This is a genomic window from Mycolicibacterium iranicum (genome assembly GCF_002101705.1).
GTDB classification, from domain to species: Bacteria; Actinomycetota; Actinomycetes; order Mycobacteriales; family Mycobacteriaceae; genus Mycobacterium; species Mycobacterium iranicum.
Genome location: NZ_LQPC01000015.1, coordinates 14,976 through 39,564, shown reverse-complemented (window position 1 = coordinate 39,564; position 24,589 = coordinate 14,976). Strand labels below are relative to the sequence as shown.

Genomic DNA, 24,589 nt, shown 5'->3' with positions numbered 1-24,589 from the left:
GTAATTTGGCGACACGCGTTACCTGATATGGAGGTCGGCCGGGGATGACAGGGAGCAGGGTGCAGCAGCCGCCCGAGAGTGGCGACGACATGAAGCCTCACTTCGCGGAGGTTCAGGCTCACTACGACCTCTCCGACGATTTCTTCGGTCTCTTCCAGGATCCGTCCCGGACGTACAGCTGCGCGTACTACGAGCGTGACGACATGACGCTCGCCGAGGCTCAGGTCGCGAAGATCGATCTGTCGCTGGGCAAGCTGAATCTCGAACCGGGCATGACGCTGCTCGACATCGGCTGCGGCTGGGGATCGGTGCTGAAGCGGGCGATCGAGAAGTACGACGTCAACGTCGTCGGCCTCACGTTGAGCCGCAACCAGTGCAAGTACGCCCAGGAACTGCTCGATGGCATGGACACCGAGCGGTCCCGGCGGATCCTGCTCCGCGGCTGGGAGCAGTTCGACGAGCCGGTCGACCGCATCATCAGCATCGAGGCGATCGAGGCCTTCCCGCAGGAGCGCTACGCGCCGTTCTTCAAGATGTGCAGCAGCGTGCTGCCGAGTGGAGGGCGCTTCCTACTGCAGGCGATTCTGGGACACCCGCTCAAGAAGTGGCCCGAGTTGGGCATTCCGATCGTGATGTCCGACCTGAAGTTCATGCGCTTCATCGCCAAGGAGATCTTCCCCGGCGGTTCCGTGCCCGGCGAGGAGAACATCGTCGCCCTGTCCGCCGAGGCCGGATTCACGCTGGAACAGACGCAGTTTCTCAACGAGCACTACGTGCGGACGCTGGACACCTGGGCCGAGGCTCTGGAAGCCCACCACGAAGAGGCTGTCGCGGCCACCTCCGAGGAGGTCTACCAGCGCTACATGAAGTACCTGACCGGATGCAGCGACTTCTTCAATCGGCGTATCAGCGAACTAGGACAGTTCACACTCGTCAAAGCCTGACCGGCCGTCAGGCCCGGCCGAACACCAGCGAGACGTTGTGGCCGCCGAACCCGAACGAGTTGTTGATCGCGTACTCGAAGTTTCCGCGGCGCGGCTCTCCCGCGACGACGTCGAGGTCGATCTCCGGATCGAGGTTCTTCAGATTGCGGGTCGGGGGGATGATCCCGTCCCGCAATGCGAGAAGCGTCAGGATCGACTCGACAGCACCCACGGCTCCGACCGAGTGGCCGAGCGCACCCTTCGGGGCGTAAACCGCGGGCTTGTGCTCGCCCAGCGCATTGTTGATCGCCACCCCCTCGGCGACGTCGCCGACCGAGGTGCCGGTGGCGTGCGCGTTGACATGGTCGATGTCGGTCGCTGAGAGCCCGGCCAGCTCGACGGCGTGGGACATCGCGTAGCCGGCCCGTTTCCCGTTGGGGTCGGGAGCAACCATGTGGAAGCCGTCGGAGGTGATGCTGGCGCCCATCAGTCTGCCGAGGATGGTGGCACCACGAGCCTTGGCGTGCTCTTCGGTCTCGATGACCAGCAGCGCACCACCCTCGCCGAAGACGAATCCGTCGCGGTCCTTGTCGAACGGGCGACACGCACCTTCCGGGTCGTCGTTGTTCGTCGACATCACGATGCGCATCTGCGCGAACCCGGCGATCGGAACGGCTTCGATGCGGGCTTCCACGCCACCGCAGATCGCGATGTCGGCCTCACCGAAGACGATCTGTCGCCATGCCTGGGCCACGCCTTCGGATCCGGACGCACACGCTGACACCGGCGACAACACCCCGGCGCGCGCATGACGCTCCAAGGCGACCGCCGCCGAAGGCCCGCTGGGCGCGTACTGCTGCACCACGGTCGGGTTGACCTGGTCGAGCCTGCCCTCCCTGAGGTGGTCGTAGGCGAAGGCCAGCTCCTCGATGCCGCCCATGCCGGTGCCGATCGACACCGCGAGGCGGTTCGGATCGACGTCTGGTGATCCCGCGTGTTCCCAGACGCGACGGCCCAGCACCACCGCCATGCGCTGCACGTAGGACAGCGCGTAGTTCTCCTCGGACGTCAACTCCTCGTCGAACGTCTCCAGCAGGTGCCCGCCGATACGGACGGGCAGGTCGAACTCCTCGATGAACGAGTCCTCCAGGATGCGGATACCGCTGCGTCCCTCGAGCAGGGCCTGCCATGTCGACTCGGCGTCGGTCCCGAGCGCCGTCGTCATGGCCATCCCGGTGACCACCACGTTTGGAAACTTCGTCATAGATCCCCCTCGTACACTCCGTTCCCTCGATAGGCCACGATAGCTATCCGGATCCGCTCGCCTCACTCGAGACTTCTCCATGAGTAGCCGCTGCCGCTACGGGTAACAACCACCGTGTGAGCAAGGATGATTTCAAAAAGGGCGACAAAGTCACCTGGCAAAGCCATGGCAGCACCGCCGAGGGAACTGTTGAGGAGAAGATCACCTCCGACACCGAGGCGGCTGGCCGCACTGTGCGGGCATCTCAGGACGAGCCGCAGTACCGAGTTCGCAGCGACAAGAGCGGCAACGACGCCGTTCACAAACCCGAGGCGCTGAAGAAGAAGTCGTGAGCCGCGATTGTCCGGCGGGCCAAGCCGAGCACCTTCAGCGCGGCCGCCCTACTCTGCGATTTCGGCGTGCTCAGGTGCAGGAGGCGCGACCGAGCACGCCGAAATCACGGAGTCACGCCGGGGCGTAGCCGAGCGCGGCCTTGGTCTCCAGGTACTCGTCGAACGCGAATTGGCCCCACTCGCGGCCGTTTCCGCTGCGCTTGTAACCGCCGAATGGCGCGGCCATGTCGAAGCCGTGGTTGATCGCGACGGAACCGGCGCGGATCCGGCGGGCCACGGAGCGCGCCTTGTCCAGATCGGCACCGGACACGTAGCCGGCAAGCCCGTAGTCGGTGTCGTTGCCGATCTCGACGGCCTGGTCGATGTCGTCGTAGCCGAGGATGCACAGCACGGGGCCGAAGATCTCCTCGCGCGCGATCGTCATGTCGTTGGTGACGTTCGCGAACACCGTCGGCTTGACGTAGTAGCCCTTGTCGATGCCCTCGGGACGGCCGGTGCCGCCGACGACGAGGGTGGCCCCCTCGTCGATGCCCTTCTGGATCAGCCCCTGGATCTTGTCGAATTGCGCCTTGGAGGCCACCGGCCCGATGGCGCTCTTGTCGCCGGGGTCGCCGACCTTGACCGCACCGGCAACCTCGCGCGCAATCGCGATGGCTTCGTCCATGCGGGAGTTCGGCACCAGCATGCGCGACGGCGCGTTGCAGCTCTGTCCGCTGTTCATCATCATCACCGACGTTCCCGCGGTGACGCTCTTGGCGAAGGCGTCGTCGTCGAGCACGATGTTGGGACTCTTGCCGCCGAGCTCCTGGGTGACCCGCTTGACCGTCGGCGCGGCGTTGCGGGCCACCTCGATGCCGGCGCGGGTGGATCCGGTGAACGACACCATGTCGATGTCGGGGTGGCTGGACAATGGGACTCCGACGCCCGGGCCGTCCCCGTAGACGAGGTTGTAGACCCCGGCGGGAACACCTGCGGCGTCGAGGATCTCGGTGAAGATCTGCGCCGAATACGGGGCGACCTCCGAGGGCTTGAGCACCATCGTGCACCCGGTCGCCAGTGCCGGGTAGACCTTGCACGCGATCTGGTTGATCGGCCAGTTCCACGGCGTGATGAGCCCGCAGACCCCGATCGGCTCCTTGACCACCAGCGTGCTGCCGTGCTGCTCCTCGAACTGGAAGTTCTTCAGGACGTCGATCGCGGTCGCCAGGTGGCCGAGACCGAGATTCACTTGTGGGCCCGCAGCCAAGGAGGCGGGGGCTCCCATCTCTTCGGTAACCGCCTCGGCGAGGTCGCCGACACGCTTCTGGTACTCACCCATGATGGCCTGGAGCAGGTCCAGGCGCTCCTCGCGCGTGGACTGCGACCACGTGCCGAACGCCCGCCGCGCCGCGGTGGCCGCAAGGTCGACATCGGCCGAGGAGCCCAGGGCGATACGGCCGGATACTTCCTCGGTGGTCGGGTTGTCGACCTCCAGGGCATTGGGCCGCACCGGCTCCACCCACTGGCCATCGATGTAGTGCTTCAGGTAATCGCGCATAATGTGCAGTCTTCCTCACATCGCAGAGTTACTGGGTGCCTTCGGCATACCAGGTGCGGAACCGGTCGTATTTGGGCATTTCCTCGGAGTTCGCCTTCGGATCGATACACACGTGCACCACGCCGACCTTTCCGCTGGCGTAGGAGCGCGCGATCGCCGGCCCGATCTCATCCTCCTTCTCGACGTACTCGCCGTGGCAGCCGAAGCCCTCGGCCACCTTGTCCATGCGAACGTCCTTGCTCCAGTGCACCCCTGGCTGCGGGGAGGGCTGCTCGAACGTGCGCTTGTAGACGCCGACCTCAAGGCCCCACTGATGGTCGACGCCCACCACGCACACCAGCGGCAGATTCAGCCGCGCCGCCGTCTCGAGCTCGGCGATGTGGAACAGGAACGCCGAATCACTTGTCAACAGCATGACCGGACGCCTGCCGCCCTCGGCGACCGACGCGCCGACGGCGTACGGAAGGCCCGTCCCGAGATGACCGAAGTTCTGATTCCAGATCACGTCGCGCGGTTTGGACTGCGAATACGTCCACTGGAAGATGACGGTCGCACCGCCGTCTCGAACCAGGATCGGGTCCTCGAGTTCGTTGAACGCCTTGGTCGATTCGACGACGTAGCGCGCCGGGTGGATCGGGGAACGACCCGACGGCGCGTTCTCGGCGAGCTGGGCGAGTTCCTCGGCGTCCGCTTTCATCAGCGCGTCGAGGTTGGGTGACGGTGTGCGCGGAGTGTCCTTGAGCGCCTGGACAAGCTGCGGCACGACACCGCGCAGGTCGCCGACGAGCGGCACGTCGAACTGGCGGTTGACGCCGATGGCGGTCGGATCTTGTTCGACGTAGACCCATTTGCGGTTCGCATCGTTACCCGCCCAGTGCTGGGTCCGGCCGTAGTGCATGGGCTCACCGAGTTCGGTGCCCAGCGCGACGCAGAGATCGGATTCCTCGACTGCCTGGTTCGCCGCCGGCGAGAACAGGTACGGGAACGTCCGGTCCTGCAGCCCCGGGATGTAGGAGGTGCCGCCGGAGGTCTGGATGACGGGGCAGTTCATCAGGTCGGCGAGCTGCTTGACCTCCTGCTGGGTGCGTGAGGTGTGCACCCCGTGGCCGACGAGCAGGATCGGGCTCTTGGCTTCCCGGATGAGCGTGGCCGCCTTTGCCACCTCCGCCGCCCCGGCCCCCTGGTTGACCAGACGGTAGCGGTGGGGCGGCAGCGGATCGGCCACGTCGAGCTCTTCGAGGATGACGTGCGACGGGTATTCGACGTAGCTGGGGCCGGGAGTGCCCGACATCGACCGACGGATGGCCTCCCGGATGATCTCGTCGGTCTGGTCGGCATACTCGATCGAGCTGCTGAACTTCACCGACGCCTCGAAAAGTGGTTCCTGCTGCACGAATTGGATACGACCGCGACGCACCCGCCGCTCGGTGACCCGCGCCCGCTGCCCGCCCAGAAAGATCACCGGTGAGTTCTCGACGAGCGCGCACTGAATCGCTCCGGCGATGTTGGCCATGCCCGGGCCAAGAGTGCCGATGCACAGCCCCGGCTTGCCGGTCATTCGCGACGCCGCCTCGGCCATGAAGCCGGCGCTGAGTTCGTGGTGCGGCGCGACGACCGACCAGCCGCGCGCTTCCGCCTCGGTGAACATGTGCACGAAATTGGGATCAGGGATGCCGAACAGGGTGTTGACGCCTTCGGCCTCGAAGAGATCCAGAATGCGTTTGTACACGGGTACGCCCATGAGTACTCCTTCTAGTGGTAGCGCTGTGAGAGTCGTTGACGTTGTGTTGCAGGTGAACCGAACAGTGAGCGGTTCAGGGTGGCGCGCTTGAGGTAGCGGTGGATTCCGCTCTCCCACGTGTAGCCGATGCCGCCGTGCAGCTGCATGGCCTTGCCTGCGATATCCACTGCGGCCGAACAGGTGTGGGACTTCGCCATCGCCGCGGGAACCGCCGCATCGGCGCCGTCGGCAATGGCTGCGACCGCGTCTGCCACGAGTTGGCGAGAGACCTCGATGGCGACCAGCATATCGGCACACGCGTGTTTGACCGCCTGGAACGATCCGATCGGGCGCCCGAATTGATGCCGCATCTTCACGTAATCGACTGTGGCCGTGAGCATCCGCTCAGCAATGCCGAGGCTGTCGACGGCGAGGGCGACCGTGGCTCGATTGTGCACCGCTGATGCGCAGTCGGACGGCACGATCATCTCGGGAACCACCCCGTCGGCGATCACGGTCGCCAGTGTCCTGGTCTCGTCGACGACGGGCGCTGCGCTGACGGTCACCGCCGTTGCGGGGACGACAGCCACACCGCCGTCGACGAGGAAGAGCAGCCGGTCGGCGCCGACCGCGTCGGGGACGAACTCGGCTCGCCCGGTGAGTTTTCCTGAGGCCGTCGTGAATTGATCGGTGACAACGGCGAAGCGGCTGCTGCCGTCCGCGACGGCGGCGAGCAGTTCGTCCGGAGCGTGCTGCAGCGCAGCCACCGCGAGCGCCGCGCTGCCGAAATAGTGGTTCGCGCTGGCGGCCCGGCCGATCTGGCGCAGGATCAGTGCGGTCTCGATGAACGTGGCACCGGCGCCGCCGGCGCTCTCCGGTACCTCCAGCCCCGTCCATCCGGCATCGACGAGTACCGACCAGCCGACCTCGCTGTCTTTGGCGAGTATGTCGTTGGCGACAGAGGACAACTCGTCGTGGAATTCGGCGAAGGTGCTCACGCCACACTCGGCTCTCGGGGCAGCCCCAGCCCGCGCTCCGCGATGATCGTGCGCTGGATCTCGCTGGCTCCGCCGGGAATCGTCCACTCCCACGAGCCCACGAAATCCAGTATCCACGAGCCGGATTCCCATCCGCTCGACATCGGTTTGGTGACGACGGTATGGGCAGCGGGCCCGCTGATCTCGGCCCCGAAGTCGGTGAGGCGCTGCAAGAGTTCGCTGTAGTAGAGCTTGACGATCGACGGATCTGCAGGCCCGGACGCTTCACCCTTTACGAGTCGCCGGCACATTCCGCGCAGACCGGTGAGCTCGATCTCGAACTGTGCGAGACGGTCGGCGACGACCGGGTCGTCGACGGGCGCGGCCTCCACGAGCCAGCGAAAGCCCGCATTGCCCAATCGTTCTGCGAGCTCCAGCATCGTCATGCCGCGCTCTGCGCCCAGCGTCGCCTGCGCCACCTGCCACCCGGCGTTCTCGGCGCCGATCAGGTTGGCCGCAGGGATCGCCACCTCGTCGAGGAAGATTTCGCAGAAGTGCGAATCGCCGACGGCGTTGCGGATCGGGCGGACGTCGACGCCCGGGCTGGTCATGTCGAGCAGGAAGTACGAGATCCCCTTCCTTTTGGGCGCTTCGACGTCCGTGCGGGCCAGCAGCAGGCACCAGTCGGCGTGCATGCCGCCGCTCGCCCAGAGCTTCTGCCCGCTGACGATGAACTCGTCGCCGCGCCGCTGCGCAGTGGTGCGCAGCGCGGCAAGGTCGGATCCGGCCTCGGGCTCGGAGAAGCCCTGCACCCAGATCTCGCCGTCGAGGATCGCGGGCAGGTGGCGTCGGCGCTGCTCGTCGGTACCGGCAACGAGCAGAGTCGATGCGGCGTGATGGATTCCGACAAAGGCGAGCACGAGGCGTGGGGCGTCGTGGGCGGCCAACTCCTGATAGAGCACCACCTGGTTCTCGACCGAGAGCCCGCCGCCCCATTCGGCAGGCCAGTGCGGCACCGCGTATCCGGCGCTGTGCAGTTCGGCGAACCATGCTTTCTGGAAGCGCACGAACTCGTCGTCGCTGACGCCGGTCTGGGCGGCCCGCCAGTTCTTGGGGATGTGGTCGCGACACCAGGCCCGGACTTCCCGTCGGAACTGGGCTTGTGACTCAGAATCTGCCGAATTGTCGGTCATATCCGCAGTTTCGACGCTCATGCGTAGAGGCCCGTCAGTCCGCGGCGACCGGCTGCGCGTGTCAGGTGGTCCTGGGTCGCCGAGAGGCCGAACGGTAGGCGGCGCAAGGGCTGGCTGTAGCGGGACAGCCAGGACAGCCGGGTCTCGTCGCAGAAGCCGACCGCGCCGTGCAGCTGGTGGCACACCCGGAACACGACGTCGGCCGCTTCGATCGCGGCCATCCGCAATGCCAGGGCATCGTCGAGCGCGTGCGGCTGGTCGGTGGCCACGGCCCACAGCGCGTGCTTGGCCAGGATGTCAACGCCGCTGCGTTCGACCTCGGCATCGGTCAGCTGGAACTGCACCCCCTGGAACGTCGACAGTGTCTGGCCGAACTGTTTGCGGAGGCTTACGTGCGCGACCGTGAGCTCGAGCGCGCGGTCGAGCATGCCGAGCAGTGTCCAGCACGGCAGCACCAGACCGAGCGCGACATCTCGGGCGCCTACATCGTCGAGGGGCTCGGTTTCCAGCTCGGCGACGAAGCCGGCACCGGTGACGCCGAAGCGAGTGACTCGCGATCGGCGGCCGTCGAGATCGACTGCGATCCAGCGCAGGTCGATACCTGCGATCCCGGCGGACGGGCGGACCCCGCCGATGACGACAAGTCCGTCGGCATCGATGTCGGTGGGCGCGGCGAGCCGTTCGGCGAGGGGATACGGCAGTGCCCAGTAACCGGCGCTGCGGCACAGCGCCGCGGCGGCTTCGATTCCGTCGCTGTCGGAGCGCGGGTCGAGCTCCCACGCGCCGAGCCCGTCAAGCACCGATCCGACGAGCGATGCGCGCGTGTCGGGAGCCGCCTCGGCCTGCTCGACCAGCCGGTCGCCGCCCGCAGCTTCGAAAGCGTGCAGCGCCTGGCGGCCGAATTCCAAGGCGTCATCAGAGAGGTCCAGGATCATTTGACCGCCGCCAGCATCGAACGTGAAAGCAGAATGCGTTGCATCTCAATACTTCCCGAGGACACCGTGGATGCCTGCGAGTATCTCCAATGGTCCTCGACCTCGCCGAGGAACCACGCCGCGCGATGATCGTCGTGACGCACCTCGGCCGCGATGTCCATCAGCACCTCCGCACTGTCCTGGTCGAGTTTCGTGACCGCGATGCGGTAGGCCGACGCGTCCCCGGGGGTGATCCGCCCGCTGCTCTGCTGGGCGACCACCCGGTAGGCGAGCAGTCGTGCCCGGCGACAGTGTGCGAGCATGCGAATCCACCGGCCGCGCAACTCTGCGGGCAGCGACTCCCACCGCTCCCCCAGCACCGCCGGTGCGGCGGCGAGCAGCCGCTCGCATCGCGCGTAGCGTGCGATGCCGACTCGTTCGAAGGACATGACGTCCTGCACGATCGACCACCCGTGGTCGACGGTGCCGAGCACATCCGCCTGCGTCACGCGCAGGTTGTCGAAGAACACCTCGTTGAGGTGGTGCGGGCCCATCATGCACCTGATCGGGCGCACGGTGATCGCCGGATCATCCATCCGCACAAGGAAGATCGTCAGGCCCTGCTGTTTCTTCTCACCGCGGGAGGTGCGGGCCAGCAGGAAGCACCACTGCGCCATCGTCGCGTAGGACGTCCAGATTTTCTGTCCGCTGACCAGCCACCCGTCTCCGTCCGGCCGGGCCGTGGTGCGCAGCGACGCCAGGTCCGACCCGGCCTCCGGTTCCGAGAAGCCCTGGCACCAGATCACCTCACCGGCCGCGATGGGCGGCAGATGGTTGCGCTGCTGCTCCTGGGTGCCGTGCCGCATGATGATCGGCCCTACCCAGTTCACGCCCATGTACTGCGCGCCGCGCGGCTCGTGGTGCGCCCACATCTCCTCTCGCACGACGGTCTGCTCCCACACCGAAGCACCACCGCCGCCGAACTCCTCGGGCCAGGCCAGGCACAGCAGGTTGCGCTCGGCGAGCGTGCGGCAGAATCGCTGTGCGGTGTCCAGGTCGGCAGGATCGTCGGTGAATGCGCCCAGGAAGTGTTCCGGCACATGCGCTTTGATCAAGTCGCGCAACTGGACCCGAAGATCCGCGGCTTGCTTGCCCATGTCGAAGTCCATCAGCTCACCCGCTCCGAACTCAGGCCCAGCTCGTCGAGAACGGCGGCTGTGTCCGCCCCGAGTTCGGGCGCGGGTCCGCGCACCCTGCCCGGGGTCCGGGAGAACCAGGTCGGCACACCGGGGAACTTCACCGGCCCGTGCGGGGTGTCGACCGTCTCGAACAGTCCCACCGCGTTGAGGTGCGGATCGTCGAACAAGGCGTCCGGGGTGTTCAATCGCGCGGCGGGAATCTCCAACTCGCGGAACAGCTCCAGCCACTCGTCGGTGGTTCGCTCCTCCAGGGTCTGCGCCACCAGGCCGTAGACCGTGTCGATCTGGTGTGCCCTCGATTCGAGCGTCGCGTAAAGATCGGACGCCCAGGCCGGGGCGACCGACTCGATGAATGCGTTCCAGTGCTTGTCGTTGTAGATGAGGGCGGCGATGTAGCCGTCCTTCGTGCGGTATGGCCTGCGGTTGGGTGCGACGGTGCGCGGATAGACGGCGGGCCCGAGCGGGGGGGCGAACATGGCACCGTTGGCATGCTCGACCAGCATGAAAGACGCCATTGTCTCGAACATGGCGACCTCGACCTCTTGGCCTTCCCCGGTCCGCTCGCGATGGAACAGCGCCATCGTGGTCGCGTACAACGCAGTCAGCCCGGCCACCTTATCCGCCATGATGGTGCCGACATAGTCCGCCTCGCCGGTGAGTTGCCTTTGCACAGCGGGGATTCCGCATTCGGCCTGAATCGTGTCGTCATAGGCCGGACGATCGCGTTCCGGCCCGCGCCTGCCGTAGCCATAGCAGTTGGTGTAGACGATGCGCGGGTTGATGGCGGCGACGTCCTCGTAGCCGAAGCCCAGCTTGGATATCGCCTTGGACCGCATCGAGTGGATGAACACGTCGGCCCGTTCCACGAGCCCGCGCATCGCCGCCTTGCCCTCCTCGGAGCGCAGGTCGAGCACGATACTGCGCTTGCCGCGGTTGACGTTGACGAACACGCCGCTCATACCCGACACCGGCCCTACGGATATGAACCGGGTGTTGTCACCCTCCGGCGGTTCGACTTTGATGACGTCGGCGCCCATGTCGGCCATGATCTGGGTGCAGTACGGGCCCATCACCATCGCGGTGAGGTCGACGACGCGGATCCCCGCGAGCGGGCCGGTATCAGGCATTGACAGCTCCTTGCGGGGCTGTCTGCTCTTCACCCGAGCGGCTCATCGCGGCGGCCATCGCGAAGCTGTACCGGATGTGGTCGTTGTGGCCGTCGGGGACCACGGGGAACGTCACGGGCTCGGTGCGGTCACGGATCGCATCCAGGTGGGCGCCGACCTCCGCGATGGTCCAGGACGGACGGTAGACGCCTGGCGACTCGGTGACGGCGGCCGTCGCGACTCGTCCGGCAAGGGCGATGAACATCTCCCCGGTCGCCGAACAGCTTTCGTGCGAGAGATAGCCAACGACGGGTGCAACGAGTTCGGGCCCCATCGGCGGATACGCGGACGTGTCAATGCCCTCGGCCATCCGCGTCACGGCGGCGGGGACGATCACGTTGCTCTTCACGCCATGTGCGGCGCCCTCCATCGCGGCGACATTCGACAACCCGATCACGCCGGCCTTGGCGACGGCGTAGTTGGCGACGTCGTGGTTGCCGTACAGGCCGCCGATCGACGACGTGAGCACGATGCGTCCGTATCCGGCCTCGCACATCATGGGGAACGCGGGCCTGACGACATGGAACGCGCCCCGCAGGTGTACGTCGAGGACTGCGTCGAAATCCTGGTAGCTCATGTCTTTCAGCGAGGCTCGCCGCACGATGCCGGCATTGTGGACCAGGATGTCGATGCCGCCGAATCTTTCGCAGGCGGTGTCGATGATCGCCCGACCGCCTTCGGGGGTGGCCACCGAAGCGGTGCTGGCCACCGCGTGCCCTCCGGCGCCGGTGATCTCACGGACGACGTCGTGCGCCGGGCCCGTGTCGCCCCCATCCCCGACGCCGCAGCCGTCGAGCGTGCCGCCGGGGTCGTTGACGACGACCTTGGCGCCCTGGGCGGCCAGCAAGAGCGCGTACGCGCGACCCAACCCCCGGCCGCCGCCGGTGACGACGGCGACGCGGCCGTCGAACCTCAGATCAGCCACGGCCGAAACCCCGAACGTTGCGTAACGCTGCGGCGTTTTCAGGGGCCATTTTCCGCCTTGGCGTTACGCAAGTCGTCTCAGCCACGAAGTTCCAGCCCGTCGAGGTCGCCCTTGTCCCGCCACTCGGTGATGAGATCGTCGAAGGCGTAGAAACCTGGCGAGTAGAAGTCGCCGAGGAAGGAGCCGTTGCGCTCGGCACCCCCACGTCCCTCGTTGTTGTAATAGCCCGGCGTGCAGGACAGTTCGAACGCTGAGTTGTCGATGGACAGTTCGCGGACCGTCGCCACCCAGGCGTCCTGACCCTCCTGGCTGGGCTCGACGGTGGTGGCACCTCGGCGCTGGGCCTCGGCGATCAGGTAGGCGATGTGCTTGGCCTGCTGTTCGAACATCGCCGTGGTGTTGGCCGACACACCGCCCTGGATGAAGCCCATGAAGAACTGGTTCGGGAAACCGCGACTGGTCATCCCGTGCAACGTCTTGTAGTCGTTGCGCCAGTAGTCGAAGAGCGAGAGCCCGTCGCGGCCCTCGATGCAGTCGATCGCGAATCGGCGGCTGATCTCGGTGGAGATCTCGAAGCCACTCGCGAAGATCACGCAGTCAACCTCGTATTCGATGCCGTCGGCGACGATGCCCTTCTCGGTCAGGCGTTCCACACCTTTGGTCGCCGAGACGTCGACGAGTGTCACATTGGGGCGGTTGAACGTCTCCAGGTACTTCTCGCTGGACGTCGGCCGCTTGCACATGAAGCGGTAGTACGGTTTGAGCGCCTCCGCGGTCTCGGGGTCTTCGACGATCTCGGCCACGCGGCGACGCAGCCGCTCCATGATCTTGTAGTCCTCTTCCTCCCGGAAGGCCATGATCTGCTCGATGGTCACGGCCGTGGGGTCCTCGCTGCCGGCGATCCGCGCGGTCAGGTTGCGCCCGAGCTCAGTCCAGAAGTCGCACACCAGGTCCGGCTCGCCGAACACGACACCGACGAACGGTGACCAGTTGTGGAAGTTGCGCTTACGCTCCTCCTGCCAGCCCGGCTGCAGCGACGCTGCCCACGCCGGATCGGTCGGTGGGTTCGAGCGCTGGTCGACCGACGATGGCGTCCGCTGGAACACGTAGAGATGCTGAGCATCCCGGCCGAGGTGCGGCACCACCTGGATACCGGTTGCGCCGGTGCCAACGAGCGCGACCCGCTTGTCGGCGAGCTTGTCGAGCCCGCCGTCGGCATCACCGCCGGTGTAGTCGTAATCCCATCGGGCCGAGTGAAACACATGGCCGGCAAAGTCTTTGATGCCCGGGATGCCGGGAAGCTTTGGGCGGTTGTAGGAGCCCTGCGCCATCACCACGAAGCGCGCCCGGATGTTGTCGCCCCGGTTGGTGGTGATCCGCCAGCGTGCAGATCCGTCATCCCAACGAAGCTCCCGCACCTGCGTGGAGAACAGCGCACCGTCGTAAAGTCCGAAGTGCTTACCGATGTTGCGGCAATGCTGGAAGATCTCGGCGCCGTCGGCGAACTTCTTCGAGGGCATGAAGCCGAGCTCTTCGAGCAGCGGTATGTAGCAGTATGCGTCGTTGTCGCATTGGATTCCGGGGAAGCGGTTCCAGTACCAGACGCCGCCGAAATCGCCCGCCATCTCGACGACGCGAATCCCCTCCACACCGGCCTTTTTCAGGTAGGCACCGGCGAGCAAACCGGCGAAGCCGCCACCGAGGATCACGACGTCAGCGTCCTCGATGATCGGGTCGCGCTCGACCACCGTCGTGTAGGGGTCGACCTCGTAGAAATCGGCGAAATCCCCGTCCAGTTCCAGGTATTGATCCGCACCCTCGGGTCGTAGCCGTTTAGCGCGTTCGGCGGCGTACTTCTCCCGGATGGCGGGGATGTCGATGTCGGTGGGCGTGTCAGTGGGCCCGCACGAGGTCTCGGTCGTCGTCATATCTCTCCTACTAGGGCGAATTCGGCGCGCTCAAGGACGCTGAGCGTCGTCAACCGCGCCCGATTCGCTAAAGCGCTTGGGGGTCTCCGGTGCCCATGTACTTGGACAGCTGGTGGTGCAGGTTCACCGTGCTGCGTTCGCGATAGGGGTTGGGCAGCGTGCCGGGGAAGCCCGCCGATTTCATGCCCTGCTGCACCGCGGCCATGTTCGAGAAGTCCTGCGGCAGAACCGAGAGCCAGTTCGGCGAATCCTTGGGAGTGTAGGCCCATTCCGTGTCAGGCTCTTCACCTTTGGGGTACAGCTCGAAGACGGCGACCTCGAAGATGCACTTGTCCGGGTGGTAGCTCGGATCGGGACGCGCGGAGTAGCACAGTGCGCTCGTCAACCCCTGGCCGATCTGGAAGTTGGGGAAGATCTGCCAGGCCGTTCCGCTCTGGCCGAGGATGTCGGACGGGATGGTCGGCCAGATCACGCCGCGAGCCTCGTCGTCGCGCCGGGCCGACGCGAGCCAGTGTTGCAGCACCTGGTCGGCGGGCGTGCCTTCGGGCAATTCGTCGACGAGTCGCTTGGCAGCGTTGACGAGGGTCTGCGTGGTGGTCGCGTTGGTCTCTTCCATGGTGTAGACCTGCATCTCGGCCGTCGAGATACGCGGATCCCCGGTGCCGAGACGGATCTTGGACTTGGTTTCGTCCATGCCCTTGGGCGCGTCGTAGCCGATGTTGCTGTGTCGGCCCTGCGCCTTAGCCCAGCCCTTGAACTCGCCGAACTTGTTGAACTCCGGGTGGGTCGTGAACACGTGGTAGGTCTCGTTGAAGGCCTCCATCGCGACCTTCCAATTGCATTCGAAATACAACCATTTGCGCCACTTGTAGCGCATGTTCTCCAGACCGAACGGGTCGAGGATCTTCGACGCCGGGAACAGGTAGTCGGCCAGGGATTCACAGTCGGGGTCCATGTTGATGAACAGCCAGCCTCCCCAGGTGTCGACCTGCACGGGAGCCAGGTGTGTGTTCTCCCGGGTCAGCTTTCCCTTCCAGTCGTCCTGTTCGCGAATGTGCGTGCATGTTCCGTCCAGACCGTATGTCCAGCCGTGGAATCCGCAGACGAACGATTTGCGTGCCCGCCCGACCGCGTTCTTCGCGCCGTCCGGGGTGTCGACGAGCCTGCGGCCGCGATGCATGCACACGTTGTGATGCGCGGCAAACGAATCGGGGCCGGTGCGGACGACGATGATCGAGTCGTCGAGGATGTCGTAGGTCAGGTAGCTGCCCACCTCGGGGATCTCCTCGACGCGGCCCACCTGCTGCCACACCTTGCGCCACAGCTTGTCCCGCTCGGCACGGGCATACGCCTCGGAGGTGTACGCGTCGACCGAAATGGTCATCGGGTCCGAAAGGTCCTCGGCGATCTCGCCCGTCGACTCGTCCTTGTCCGCGTCGATCTCGATCGCGGCGTCGAGGTCGGATTCGGTATGGGTCACTAGATCCTCCTTATGGCTTCGCGGAAGGACTGGTCTTTCAGGAACAACGACGTGTTGTCGGCACCGAGGTGGGACCACTTCAGGTTCAGCCCGCCGTCGACGAGCAGTGTCTGCCCGGTGACGTAGCTCGAAAGATCCGAGAGCAGGAAAAGGATGGCGCCGGCCTGCTCTTCCGGAGTTCCCCTGCGTCCCATCGCGATCGCGGTGCGGTCGCGTTCGGGATCGTCGTCGACGTACGTGCGGGAGGCTGCGGTTTCGGTGACTCCGGGAGCGACGGCGTTGACGCGGATGCCGTCGAGGGCGAGTTCGACGGCCATCGTCCGCGTCATGGCGACCACCGCGGCTTTGGCCGTGCCGTAGGCGATGTGGAAGGGCGCGGTGTTCATGCCGCTGATCGACGACACCGACACGATGGAGCCCTTTGTGCCGTTGGCTCGGATCTCTGCGGCGATCGCCTGGCTCATGAAGAAGGCGGTCTCGAGGTTCGCGGCGAAGAGGGCTCGCCAATCCTCGCGGGTGACGCGGGTGGCAGGCATCCACGTCGCGGGCGCCGCGCCGCCGGCGATGTTGACGAGCCCGTAGAGGTCACCGTCGACGCCGCGGACGTGGTCGAGGACGGTGGCGATGCCGTCGTCGGTGGATGCGTCGGCTGCGACCGTGACGACGGGCAGCCCCTGCTGCGCCAGCGGGGCGACGTGCTCGTCCAAATTCTGCTGGGACCGACTGACCGCGACGACGGTGGCGCCCGCCTCGGCGGCGAGGCGGGTGATCGTCGTCCCGATGCCGCCGCCACCTGCTCCGGAGACCACGACGACGCGGCCGGCCAGGCTGAGCGGAACTCCGGCTGTCATCTCAATTGTCCGGACAAATAATGGTGCTCTGCATATTGCAGAACACTATTCCGCAGGGGTTATGTGGCAGTCAAGATCGACCGTGCGGCCTTGCAGCGACTATTGTCTGGACTAGAACGTCTTGCTAACGTCCGGATCCATGACACCGCGCACGACGGCGCAGCTGCCGTCAGCCAGGTACACCCCGGCCGATCCGTCGGCCGCTGAGGGCTGGCGCGTGGAGCACCTCACTCCACCGAGCCGTCTGTTCGGGGCCAACGGCCTCCGGACGGGCCCCGATGGGCGGATGTACATCGCCCAGGTGACGGGCAGCCAGATCAGCGCGCTGGACATCGCGACGGGAACGATCGAGACGATCAGCCCTAAAGGCGGTGACATCGTCACCCCCGACGACCTGGCCTTCGACCCCGCCGGAAACCTCTACGCCACCGAATACATGGAGGGCCGCGTCAGTGCCCGCGACACCGCTGGCCGGACGCGGGTACTGCGTGACGACATCCCAGCGGCCAACGGCATCACGACATATCAGGGCAGATTGTTCGTCAACGAGTGCCGCGAAGGCGGCCGCCTGATGGAATTCGACCTCGGTGGCGGACCGCCCCGCGTGCTCCTGGAGAACCTGCCGTCGCCGAACGCGATGGAAGTCGGCCCCGACGGATTGCTGTACTTCCCGGTGATGACCGCGAATGAGATCTGGCGGGTCGGTCTCAACGGCGGGGAGCCCGAGCGTGTCGCCACGGAGCTCGGCGTGCCCGACTCGGTGAAGTTCGACGCCCAGGGCTTCATCGTCTCGACCCAGGTCGCCAGTGGGCAGGTGCTGCGCATCGATCCTCGAACGGGCGCCAAAACCGTTCTGGCTCAACTGACCCCGGGCCTGGACAACCTGACGATCCTCGACGGCCGGCTGTTCGTGTCCAACTTCACCGGTGAGATCACCGAGGTTCTCGGCGGCGGTGAGACGCGGACGCTCTTGCCCGGCGGATTCAACTGGCCCCACGGTCTCGCGGTGGGTCAGGACGGCAGGCTCTACATCGCCGACGGCACCTACTTCTATGCGCTCGACTCCGACGGCACGCGCGAAGCGGTGGCGATGTTGTTCACTCCCGGTTATCCCGGTTACATGCGTGGCCTTGCCGCGACCGGCGACGGACACTTCGTCTGCACGACCTCGCTCGGCCAGGTCGGGAAGTACCGCCCCGGTGGCGAGACTGATTATCTGGCAACAGGTTACGATCAGCTCTATGGCGTCGCCGTCAGCGGTGACGGCCAAATTGTGTTCGCCGAGCTTGGAGCCGGACGCGTGCACGGCCTGCGGGGCACGTCGGCCGAAGTGCTCGCCGACGGGCTTGCCGAGCCGTCGGGAGTCGTGTTCGGTCCCGACGGCGCACCGCTGGTCGCCGAGTCCGCGGCAGGCAGGGTGGTGCGACTTTCCCGCTCGGGTGTCGAGACCGTGGTCGACGGTCTCGACACCCCGCAGGGCCTCACCGTCGACGACGGAACCCTCTACATCGTCGATGCAGGCGCCAAAGAGGTGCTCGGCGTCGACCTGACGACGGGCCACCGCACTGTGATTGCCACCGGGCTCGCGATCGGTTCCCCGCCGGGAGTCACCCCGAAGCCGCTCAAAGGAATCGAGCCGTTCTCCGGTCCGCAGGGGCCATTCGCGGGGATCACGTCGGGACCCGATGGCACGCTCTACGTCTCGGCCGACGGCGAGGGCAGCGTGCTGGCGGTTCGCCGGACATGACGACCACGGCGGGTGATCACCGCTATCTTCAGGTGGCGCGCGCCCTGCGCAAGGAGATCGTCGACGGGGTGTACCCGGTCGGCTCCCAGCTGCCCACCGAGCACGAACTGTGCGAGCGATTTGCGGTCAGCCGCTATACCATTCGCGAGGCTCTGCGCCGCCTGCGCGACGACAACCTCATCGCGTCCAAGCCGCGAGCAGGAACACTGGTGGTGCCCCGCCCCAGCACCAACTCCTACGCCCAGGACGTCATGTCGATCGACGACCTGCTGGCCTTCGCGCAGGGCGCGCGTTTTGCGATCGAGACCAACGCGATGATCACCGTCGACGAGACGCTCGCTGACCGCACTGGCCTGCCCTCGGGCACAGAGTGGCTGGCCGTCAGCGGATTTCGGCGCGCCGACGACACCGCGGCGCCGATCTGTCGCACCGAATACTTCATCAACCGCAGCTTCGCCGCGGTGGGCCGCTTGCTGCAACGCCACAGCGGGCCGATCTTCCCGCTGATCGAGGACCTGTTCGGCGTCAGCGTGGTCGAGGTGCACCAGGAGATCTCCGCCGTGGTGGTCTCAGCGGAGTTGGCGCAGCGCCTCGCCAGCCAACCGGGCTCGGCCGCACTCCAATTGCAGCGCACCTACACGACGTCCGACGGCGAGATCGCGCAGGTGACTGTCAACACGCATCCGTCGTCGAGGTTCCGGCATGCGATGACGATGCGTAGGGTCAGGGACTCCCTGTGAGCACGCTGGCCGAGGCGCTGCATGAGGCGGCCGCGACGACGCCGGACCGAATCCTGGTACGCGACGGTGACATCGCATTGGACTGTGCAACCCTGCTCGACCGGGCGACCGGCCTGGCCCACGGGCTCATTCGACGGATGCCGGTGGGCAGCGTGGTCTCGTTCATGGTCCCGAACTGGCATGAGGCCGCGGTCGTCTACCTAGGTGCGACGCTGGCCGGCATGGTCGTCAACCCGATCCTGCCGTCGCTACGCGACCATGAGCTGAGATTCATCCTCGCCGATGCCGACAGCCGAGCCATCTTCATCCCCGAGACGTTCGGCGGCCACGACTACGCCGCCATGCTGGACAGGATCGTCGCGGGCCTGCCGAACCCGCCCGAGGTGGTCACCCTGCGCGGCGGGTCCACCGCCTTTGCGGACCTGCTCGACGAACACTGCGAGGGTCCATTGCCGACACTCGATCCCGGTGCGACTCGCATGATCATGTACACATCCGGCACCACCGGACGACCCAAAGGCGTTCTGCACACGCACGCTTCGCTTCATGCACTAATCGCGCAACTCGGCAGGTACTGGCGCATCGATCCGGGGGATACCTTCCTGGTGCCCTCGCCGATAGCGCATATCGGCGGGTCCATCTATGCGTTCGAATGCCCGCTGCTGCTCGGCACCCAGGCCGTCCTGATGGAGCGCTGGGAGGCCGACGCCGCGGTGACGCTGATGCTCGAACACCACTGCACGCACATGGCCGGCGCAACGCCGTTTCTCACCGGCCTGCTGGCTGCAGCGCAGAACCGGGGCACGCGTCTTCCCGATCTGAAGGTGTTCATCTGCGGCGGAGCCTCGGTGCCGCCGTCGTTGATCCGCCGTGCCGCAGACTATTTCGACCGCGCCGTCGTCACCCGGGTCTACGGGTCGACAGAGGTGCCGGTCACCACCGTCGGGTCGCCGGACGACGCGCACCGTGCGGCCGAGACCGACGGGCGTCCGGGGATCGCAGACGTGACCCTGGTGGACGGCGAGATCCGCGCCCGTGGACCGCAGATGCTGGCCGGGTACCTGCACGCTGAGGACACCCGGGACGCATTCGACGATAACGGCTACTTCCGTACCGGAGATCTCGGTCGCTGGACCGACGACGGCTATCTCGTGGTGACGGGCCGCGCCAAGGACATCATCATCCGCAACGGCGAGAACATCTCGCCCAAAGAGGTCGAGGACATCCTCGTCACGCACCCGGGGGTCGCGGAGGTCGCCGTCGTCGGCGTCCCCGATCAGCGCACAGGTGAACGGGCTGTCGCGGCAATCGTCGCCGCCGGGTCACCCGCGCCGGACGTGACAGAACTGAGGGAATTCCTGTTGGGGCACGGCGTCGCAAAGTTCAAGGCCCCCGAGCAAGTGGTGTGCATCGACGCGCTTCCGAAGAACGATGCGGGCAAGGTGCTCAAGCATGCCCTCAAAACCGGACTGTCGAAGGAGTCGTGACATGTTGGTAGCGATCGTCACCGGAGCCAGCAGCGGTATCGGATTCGGCTGCGCCACAATGCTTGCCGAGCAAGGTATGGCGGTGCTGGGCACGGGACGCGATGCCGGCCGGCTCGCGGAGTTGGAGAAGCAGTCCGACCGGATCGCGACACTGGCGGTGGATCTGACCGACGACGATGCGCCCAAGCGGATCGTCGACGCCGCCGTCGAGCGCTGGGGCCGCATCGACTTCCTGGTCAACAACGCCGGGATCGGCAGCCCCAAACCCCTGCACGAGACCGACGACGAGATGCTCGACCATTTCCTCGGCGTGATGCTGCGGGCACCGTTCCGGCTGGCCCGCGACGTGATCGGGCACATGCAGCCGGGGTCGGCCATCATCAACGTCACTTCGACATTCGCGGTCGTCGGCGGGTTGCGCGGCGGCGCCTACTCCGCGGCCAAAGGCGGACTGACGTCGCTGACGACGCACATCGCCTGCCAGTACGGTCCGCTAGGAATCCGTTGCAACGCAGTGGCTCCCGGTGTCACCCTGACTCCGATGGTGGCGTCCCGGCTCGAAGACGAGCGTTTCCGCAAGGTCAACACCGAGATGACGCCGCATCAACGACTCGGCCGCGTCGAGGACATCGCATCCACCGTCGCCTTCCTGTGCTCTGAGGGCGGCAGCTTCATTAACGGACAGACGATCGTGGTCGATGGTGGCTGGAGCTCGACGAAGTACCTCTCCGACTTCGCGTTGAACAGCGAATGGGTGGAGCGGCGGTGATGAGCGCTTGCGCGAAGAACAGACAGCAGTGATGAGCGCTTGCGCGAAGAACAGACAGCAGTGATGAGCGCTTGCGCGAAGAACAGACAGCAGTGATGAGCGCTTGCGCGAAGAACGGACAACTGTGAATCTGTTCGCGCTACTCGACCAGACCGCGGCCCGCCACGGCGACCGCGGCGCGGTGTATCACGGTGAGCGACAGGTGCATACGTGGGCATCGCTGCGTGAGCGGGCCTTGCGTCTGGCGGGCTCGTTCCGAGAGTTCGGCCCGGGCGCCCGCATCGCGGTGGCCAGCGAGAACAGGCCGGAGATCATCGAGCTCATGTTCGCGATCTGGGCTGCCGAATGTGTCTTCGTGCCAATCAATTTCAAGCTGCATCCGCGCGAGATGGAGCAGATCCTCGAGGACTCCGGCGCAGGCCGCGTGTTCACGTCGCCCAAGATCGCCGCCAAACTGGCATCGGAGACGTCGGTACCCATCGAGATCATCGCTTCAACGGAGTACGAAAACCGTTGCCGCGCTGAATCGTTGACGGTGCCGCGGAATACCGAGCCGGCTCTGCTGGCCTGGCTGTTCTACACCAGCGGCACCACGGGGAAGTCGAAGGGAGCGATGCTTTCGCACCGCAACCTCCTGGCGATGACCGTCGCGCATCTCGCGGACTTCGACTCCCCCGACGAGAACTCCAGCCTCATCCACGGCGCCCCGATGTCACACGGCTCGGGTTTGTACGTGCCGCCGTACGTTTTGCGCGGTGCCCGTCAGGTGGTGCCGGCGTCCGGCGCGTTCGATCCTGACGAGTTCCTCGATTTGTGCGAGCGCCATCCTGGTTGCAGTGCGTTCCTCGCGCCGACGATGGTCGCACGCCTGGTGCAGACCGGGCGGGCCCGCCCGGCCAACCTGGACACGATCGTCTACGGCGGTGGACCGATGTACGTCGAGAGCCTGAAGAAGGCGATGGCCGCATTCGGGCCGATTTTCGTGCAGTTGTACGGACAGGGTGAGTCGCCGATGACGATCACCGGGTTGCGACGCCAGGACCACGAGGACGCCCCGGACGCAGTGCTCGGTTCGGTCGGGTATGCGCGGTCGGGTGTCGACGTCGCCGTGCTGGGTCCCGGTGGTGCGCCGGCAGGTATCGACGAAATCGGCGAGATCGTGTGCCGCGGCGACGTGGTGATGTCCGGGTACTGGAGGAACCCGTCGGCGACCGAAGCCGCGCTCCGGAACGGGTGGCTTCGCACCGGCGACATGGGATCATTCGACGCGAACGGATACCTGACGCTGCGGGACCGGTCCAAGGACGTGGTGATCAGCGGCGGCAGCAACATCTATCCCCGCGAAGTGGAAGAAGCGCTTCTCGAACACGCAGCCGTGGTGGAGGCAGGTGTGGTCGGCGCCCCCGACGAGGAGTGGGGCGAGGTGGTCGTCGCTTTCGTCGTGGGACAGGTCTCCGCCGCCGAACTCGACGCGCACCTGCTGGAACGGATCGCGAGATTCAAACGGCCGAAGCGGTACGAATTCGTCGACGAGCTGCCCAAGAACAGCTACGGCAAGGTGCTCAAACGGGAGCTGCGCGCCCGGCTCGGATAGCCCGGTCTGACACGGAGCTCGAACGTGCAATACCTGCAACTACGTCGCCAGCAGGGCTATCATGGCCGCGTGGGTGGGGTGCGGGCCGGCTGGGCCGCAGTCAAGCGCGCGCAAATGTGGCCGGGAATCGCAACATCGGTGTTGTGGGCCCGGACCGCTGGTTCATGCCTGGTGTTCGGCGGCATCCTCGTCGCGCTCGTGACCACATTGGCACCCGACTATTTCGACAACTCCGCCGTCCAGTACGTCAACGCGGCGATCGCCACCTCGATGGGGCTCTTCATCCTGTGGCGGGGTAGCCGCGTCACGCACCAGCAGTTGCACATCATCGTCGTCGCGGCGGCCGCGATGATCACGATGTGTGTCCTCGCTTCGAGTCCCACTGCCGCGGTGTCGATCGCTACGCTCTACATCTTCATCGCCTGCGGGGCGTTCTTCGTCGCGTGGCCCACCGCAATGGTCTATCTTGCGATCGCGATCATCTCCTGCATGACGGCTATCGCCCTCACACCGGGGACGCCGTGGTGGGCGGGCTTCTTCACGTCCGCGTGCACCGTGGCGATCGGAACCCTGATCATCATCCTGGGTCACAGTGTTTCCAGGGCAGAACTCGACGATGCGACAGGGGTGCCCAATCGGCGCGGATTCGACCGCGTGATGGCCGCGGAGATCGCGCGGGCGCACTCCGTTGAATCCGGTCCGGCAGTGATCCTCATCTGCGTCGACAGCTACGCGTCCATCCATGAGGAATTCGGGTCCCGCGCGGGCGACGAGTTGATGCAGCAATTGGTCGCGTCGTGGCAGAACCTGCTCGAACCTGAGCAGGTCATCGCGCGGCGGAGCAACGACGAGTTCATTCTCATGCTGCCCGCGGCGACCGAGCAGGATGCGCTGTCCCTCACGCAACGACTGCGCAGCGCGACATCGCAGGAGTTCTCTGCAGGGGTGAGCAAGTGGGACATCGGCGAACCCCTTGGCCCCGTCCTCAAACGCGCCGATGTTGCCCTGCGACGGGCTAAGTCGATCGGACGCAACCGCACGATGCTGGAGTCCGCCCACCTGCCGACGCTCGCGGTACAGCTGCGCGACGCACTTGCAGCGGGCACGATCGGCGTCCGATACCAGCCCATCGTCCGCCTGTCGGAAGGGGACGCTGTCGTCGGTGTCGAGGCGTTATTGCGGTGGGAGCCGGCCCACGGCTCCGACCTGCAAGCCGGGGAAGTGATCCGGGTCGCCGAGGACAACGATCTGATCTCAGAGCTCGATCAGTATGTGTTGCGGCACGCGTGTATCGACGCCCTCTGGATGCAGCAGAACACGCCTCACCTGCGGTTGTCGCTGAGCGTCAACGTTTCCGGGCTCGAACTGGTGGAGAAGGGTTACGTGGACCGGGTGCTGGAAACGCTCGCATCAACCGGATGGCCGCCCACCCAGCTCGTCCTCGAGGTAACCGAGACCGTCATCGACGTCGACAGGCCATCGTCGATCCTTGCTTTGCACGAACTTCGGACGCACGGCATCAGGATCGCCATCGACGATTTTGGCACCGGGTACTCATCGCTGAGCAGGCTCCAGAAACTGCCGACCGACCTTCTCAAGCTCGATGCCTCGTTCATCGCGTCCATCAGCTCGGCATCGTCCTCCGCGCCACCTTTGCTGCACGCCGTGGCGGGGCTCGCCGACGCGCTCGGTCTTCCGATCGTCGCCGAGGGTGTTGAGACCGCGCACGAGGCAAACGTGCTGCGCGGCACGGGATTCACCATGGCGCAGGGTTTCTACTTCGGCAGGGCACAGACCCGCGAGGACGTCGTCAGTGTCGTCGCGCGCGACAGATCGTGAGATG

The 24,589-nt window shown here is 65.9% G+C and carries 20 protein-coding genes; 8 read left to right on the top strand and 12 right to left on the bottom strand.

Annotated elements, in window-relative coordinates:
• The first annotated feature begins 44 nt into the window (after nt 1-44).
• Nucleotides 45-944, top strand: coding sequence for a cyclopropane mycolic acid synthase family methyltransferase (locus tag AWC12_RS02855; protein WP_024445665.1), 900 nt, complete (start codon nt 45-47; stop codon nt 942-944).
• 7 nt (nt 945-951) lie between these two features.
• Here the strand turns inward: AWC12_RS02855 and AWC12_RS02850 are convergent, their stop codons facing one another.
• Entirely contained in the window at nt 952-2,187 is a 1,236-nt protein-coding gene (locus tag AWC12_RS02850; RefSeq protein WP_024445666.1) for a KasA/KasB family beta-ketoacyl-ACP synthase, read from the bottom strand.
• 116 nt (nt 2,188-2,303) lie between these two features.
• Here AWC12_RS02850 and AWC12_RS02845 point away from each other — a divergent pair, with 116 nt between their 5' ends.
• Nucleotides 2,304-2,519: a hypervirulence associated TUDOR domain-containing protein gene (locus AWC12_RS02845; protein WP_024445667.1), complete on the top strand. Its 216-nt coding sequence runs from the start codon at nt 2,304-2,306 to the stop codon at nt 2,517-2,519.
• Between the two features lie 112 nt (nt 2,520-2,631).
• On the opposite strand, the gene AWC12_RS02840 is transcribed toward AWC12_RS02845, so the two are convergent.
• The 11 genes from AWC12_RS02840 to AWC12_RS02790 all read right to left on the bottom strand — a co-directional run bounded on the left by AWC12_RS02840 (nt 2,632) and on the right by AWC12_RS02790 (nt 16,409).
• Nucleotides 2,632-4,056: an aldehyde dehydrogenase family protein gene (locus AWC12_RS02840; RefSeq protein ID WP_085172273.1), complete on the bottom strand. Its 1,425-nt coding sequence runs from the start codon at nt 4,054-4,056 to the stop codon at nt 2,632-2,634.
• Nucleotides 4,057-4,084: 28 nt separating this feature from the next.
• Nucleotides 4,085-5,797, bottom strand: coding sequence for a thiamine pyrophosphate-binding protein (locus AWC12_RS02835; protein WP_085172271.1), 1,713 nt, complete (start codon nt 5,795-5,797; stop codon nt 4,085-4,087).
• 11 nt (nt 5,798-5,808) lie between these two features.
• Entirely contained in the window at nt 5,809-6,774 is a 966-nt protein-coding gene (locus AWC12_RS02830; protein ID WP_085172269.1) for an acyl-CoA dehydrogenase family protein, read from the bottom strand.
• A complete protein-coding gene (locus AWC12_RS02825) occupies nt 6,771-7,967 on the bottom strand; it encodes an acyl-CoA dehydrogenase family protein (protein ID WP_085172267.1) in 1,197 nt (398 codons plus the stop codon). Before AWC12_RS02825 ends, AWC12_RS02830 begins: the two co-directional genes overlap by 4 nt.
• Nucleotides 7,964-8,881: an acyl-CoA dehydrogenase family protein gene (locus AWC12_RS02820; RefSeq protein ID WP_085172265.1), complete on the bottom strand. Its 918-nt coding sequence runs from the start codon at nt 8,879-8,881 to the stop codon at nt 7,964-7,966. Before AWC12_RS02820 ends, AWC12_RS02825 begins: the two co-directional genes overlap by 4 nt.
• Nucleotides 8,878-10,029 carry an acyl-CoA dehydrogenase family protein gene (locus AWC12_RS02815; protein WP_085172263.1) on the bottom strand — a complete coding sequence of 384 codons (1,152 nt, stop codon included), beginning with the start codon at nt 10,027-10,029 and terminating at the stop codon, nt 8,878-8,880. The genes AWC12_RS02820 and AWC12_RS02815 overlap by 4 nt, the downstream gene beginning before the upstream one ends.
• On the bottom strand, nt 10,029-11,186 hold the full coding sequence (locus AWC12_RS02810; RefSeq protein WP_085172261.1) for a CaiB/BaiF CoA transferase family protein: 1,158 nt from the start codon (nt 11,184-11,186) through the stop codon (nt 10,029-10,031). Before AWC12_RS02810 ends, AWC12_RS02815 begins: the two co-directional genes overlap by 1 nt.
• A complete protein-coding gene (locus AWC12_RS02805) occupies nt 11,179-12,150 on the bottom strand; it encodes an SDR family NAD(P)-dependent oxidoreductase (protein WP_085172259.1) in 972 nt (323 codons plus the stop codon). The genes AWC12_RS02810 and AWC12_RS02805 overlap by 8 nt, the downstream gene beginning before the upstream one ends.
• Before the next feature lie 77 nt (nt 12,151-12,227).
• Nucleotides 12,228-14,078: a flavin-containing monooxygenase gene (locus AWC12_RS02800; RefSeq protein WP_085172257.1), complete on the bottom strand. Its 1,851-nt coding sequence runs from the start codon at nt 14,076-14,078 to the stop codon at nt 12,228-12,230.
• A 67-nt stretch (nt 14,079-14,145) separates the two neighbouring features.
• Complete coding sequence (locus AWC12_RS02795) at nt 14,146-15,558, bottom strand: aromatic ring-hydroxylating oxygenase subunit alpha (protein ID WP_085172255.1); 1,413 nt, start codon at nt 15,556-15,558, stop codon at nt 14,146-14,148.
• A complete protein-coding gene (locus tag AWC12_RS02790; RefSeq protein WP_024445678.1) occupies nt 15,558-16,409 on the bottom strand; it encodes an SDR family NAD(P)-dependent oxidoreductase in 852 nt (283 codons plus the stop codon). The genes AWC12_RS02795 and AWC12_RS02790 overlap by 1 nt, the downstream gene beginning before the upstream one ends.
• 139 nt (nt 16,410-16,548) lie before the next feature.
• On the opposite strand from AWC12_RS02790, the gene AWC12_RS02785 reads away from it, so the two are divergent.
• The 6 genes from AWC12_RS02785 to AWC12_RS02760 all read left to right on the top strand — a co-directional run bounded on the left by AWC12_RS02785 (nt 16,549) and on the right by AWC12_RS02760 (nt 24,585).
• The gene (locus AWC12_RS02785) at nt 16,549-18,156 is read left to right on the top strand and encodes a Vgb family protein (protein WP_085172253.1); all 1,608 of its coding nucleotides are present in this window, start codon (nt 16,549-16,551) and stop codon (nt 18,154-18,156) included.
• On the top strand, nt 18,153-18,896 hold the full coding sequence (locus AWC12_RS02780) for a GntR family transcriptional regulator (protein ID WP_085172251.1): 744 nt from the start codon (nt 18,153-18,155) through the stop codon (nt 18,894-18,896). Before AWC12_RS02785 ends, AWC12_RS02780 begins: the two co-directional genes overlap by 4 nt.
• On the top strand, nt 18,893-20,383 hold the full coding sequence (locus AWC12_RS02775) for an AMP-binding protein (RefSeq protein WP_085172249.1): 1,491 nt from the start codon (nt 18,893-18,895) through the stop codon (nt 20,381-20,383). Before AWC12_RS02780 ends, AWC12_RS02775 begins: the two co-directional genes overlap by 4 nt.
• A gap of 1 nt (nt 20,384) precedes the next feature.
• Entirely contained in the window at nt 20,385-21,152 is a 768-nt protein-coding gene (locus AWC12_RS02770) for an SDR family NAD(P)-dependent oxidoreductase (protein ID WP_085172247.1), read from the top strand.
• A 124-nt stretch (nt 21,153-21,276) separates the two neighbouring features.
• Complete coding sequence (locus AWC12_RS02765) at nt 21,277-22,746, top strand: acyl-CoA synthetase (protein WP_085172245.1); 1,470 nt, start codon at nt 21,277-21,279, stop codon at nt 22,744-22,746.
• Between the two features lie 69 nt (nt 22,747-22,815).
• A complete protein-coding gene (locus tag AWC12_RS02760) occupies nt 22,816-24,585 on the top strand; it encodes a bifunctional diguanylate cyclase/phosphodiesterase (protein ID WP_024445684.1) in 1,770 nt (589 codons plus the stop codon).
• Nucleotides 24,586-24,589 lie beyond the last annotated feature (4 nt).

Coding starts and splice junctions, on each gene's coding strand:
- AWC12_RS02855 (WP_024445665.1), top strand. CDS start 45: ATGACAGGGAGCAGGGTGCAGCAGCCGCCCGAGAGTGGCGACGACATG.
- AWC12_RS02850 (WP_024445666.1), bottom strand. CDS start 2,187: ATGACGAAGTTTCCAAACGTGGTGGTCACCGGGATGGCCATGACGACG.
- AWC12_RS02840 (WP_085172273.1), bottom strand. CDS start 4,056: ATGCGCGATTACCTGAAGCACTACATCGATGGCCAGTGGGTGGAGCCG.
- AWC12_RS02835 (WP_085172271.1), bottom strand. CDS start 5,797: ATGGGCGTACCCGTGTACAAACGCATTCTGGATCTCTTCGAGGCCGAA.
- AWC12_RS02825 (WP_085172267.1), bottom strand. CDS start 7,967: ATGAGCGTCGAAACTGCGGATATGACCGACAATTCGGCAGATTCTGAG.
- AWC12_RS02820 (WP_085172265.1), bottom strand. CDS start 8,881: ATGATCCTGGACCTCTCTGATGACGCCTTGGAATTCGGCCGCCAGGCG.
- AWC12_RS02815 (WP_085172263.1), bottom strand. CDS start 10,029: ATGGACTTCGACATGGGCAAGCAAGCCGCGGATCTTCGGGTCCAGTTG.
- AWC12_RS02810 (WP_085172261.1), bottom strand. CDS start 11,186: ATGCCTGATACCGGCCCGCTCGCGGGGATCCGCGTCGTCGACCTCACC.
- AWC12_RS02800 (WP_085172257.1), bottom strand. CDS start 14,078: ATGACGACGACCGAGACCTCGTGCGGGCCCACTGACACGCCCACCGAC.
- AWC12_RS02790 (WP_024445678.1), bottom strand. CDS start 16,409: ATGACAGCCGGAGTTCCGCTCAGCCTGGCCGGCCGCGTCGTCGTGGTC.
- AWC12_RS02785 (WP_085172253.1), top strand. CDS start 16,549: ATGACACCGCGCACGACGGCGCAGCTGCCGTCAGCCAGGTACACCCCG.
- AWC12_RS02780 (WP_085172251.1), top strand. CDS start 18,153: ATGACGACCACGGCGGGTGATCACCGCTATCTTCAGGTGGCGCGCGCC.
- AWC12_RS02770 (WP_085172247.1), top strand. CDS start 20,385: ATGTTGGTAGCGATCGTCACCGGAGCCAGCAGCGGTATCGGATTCGGC.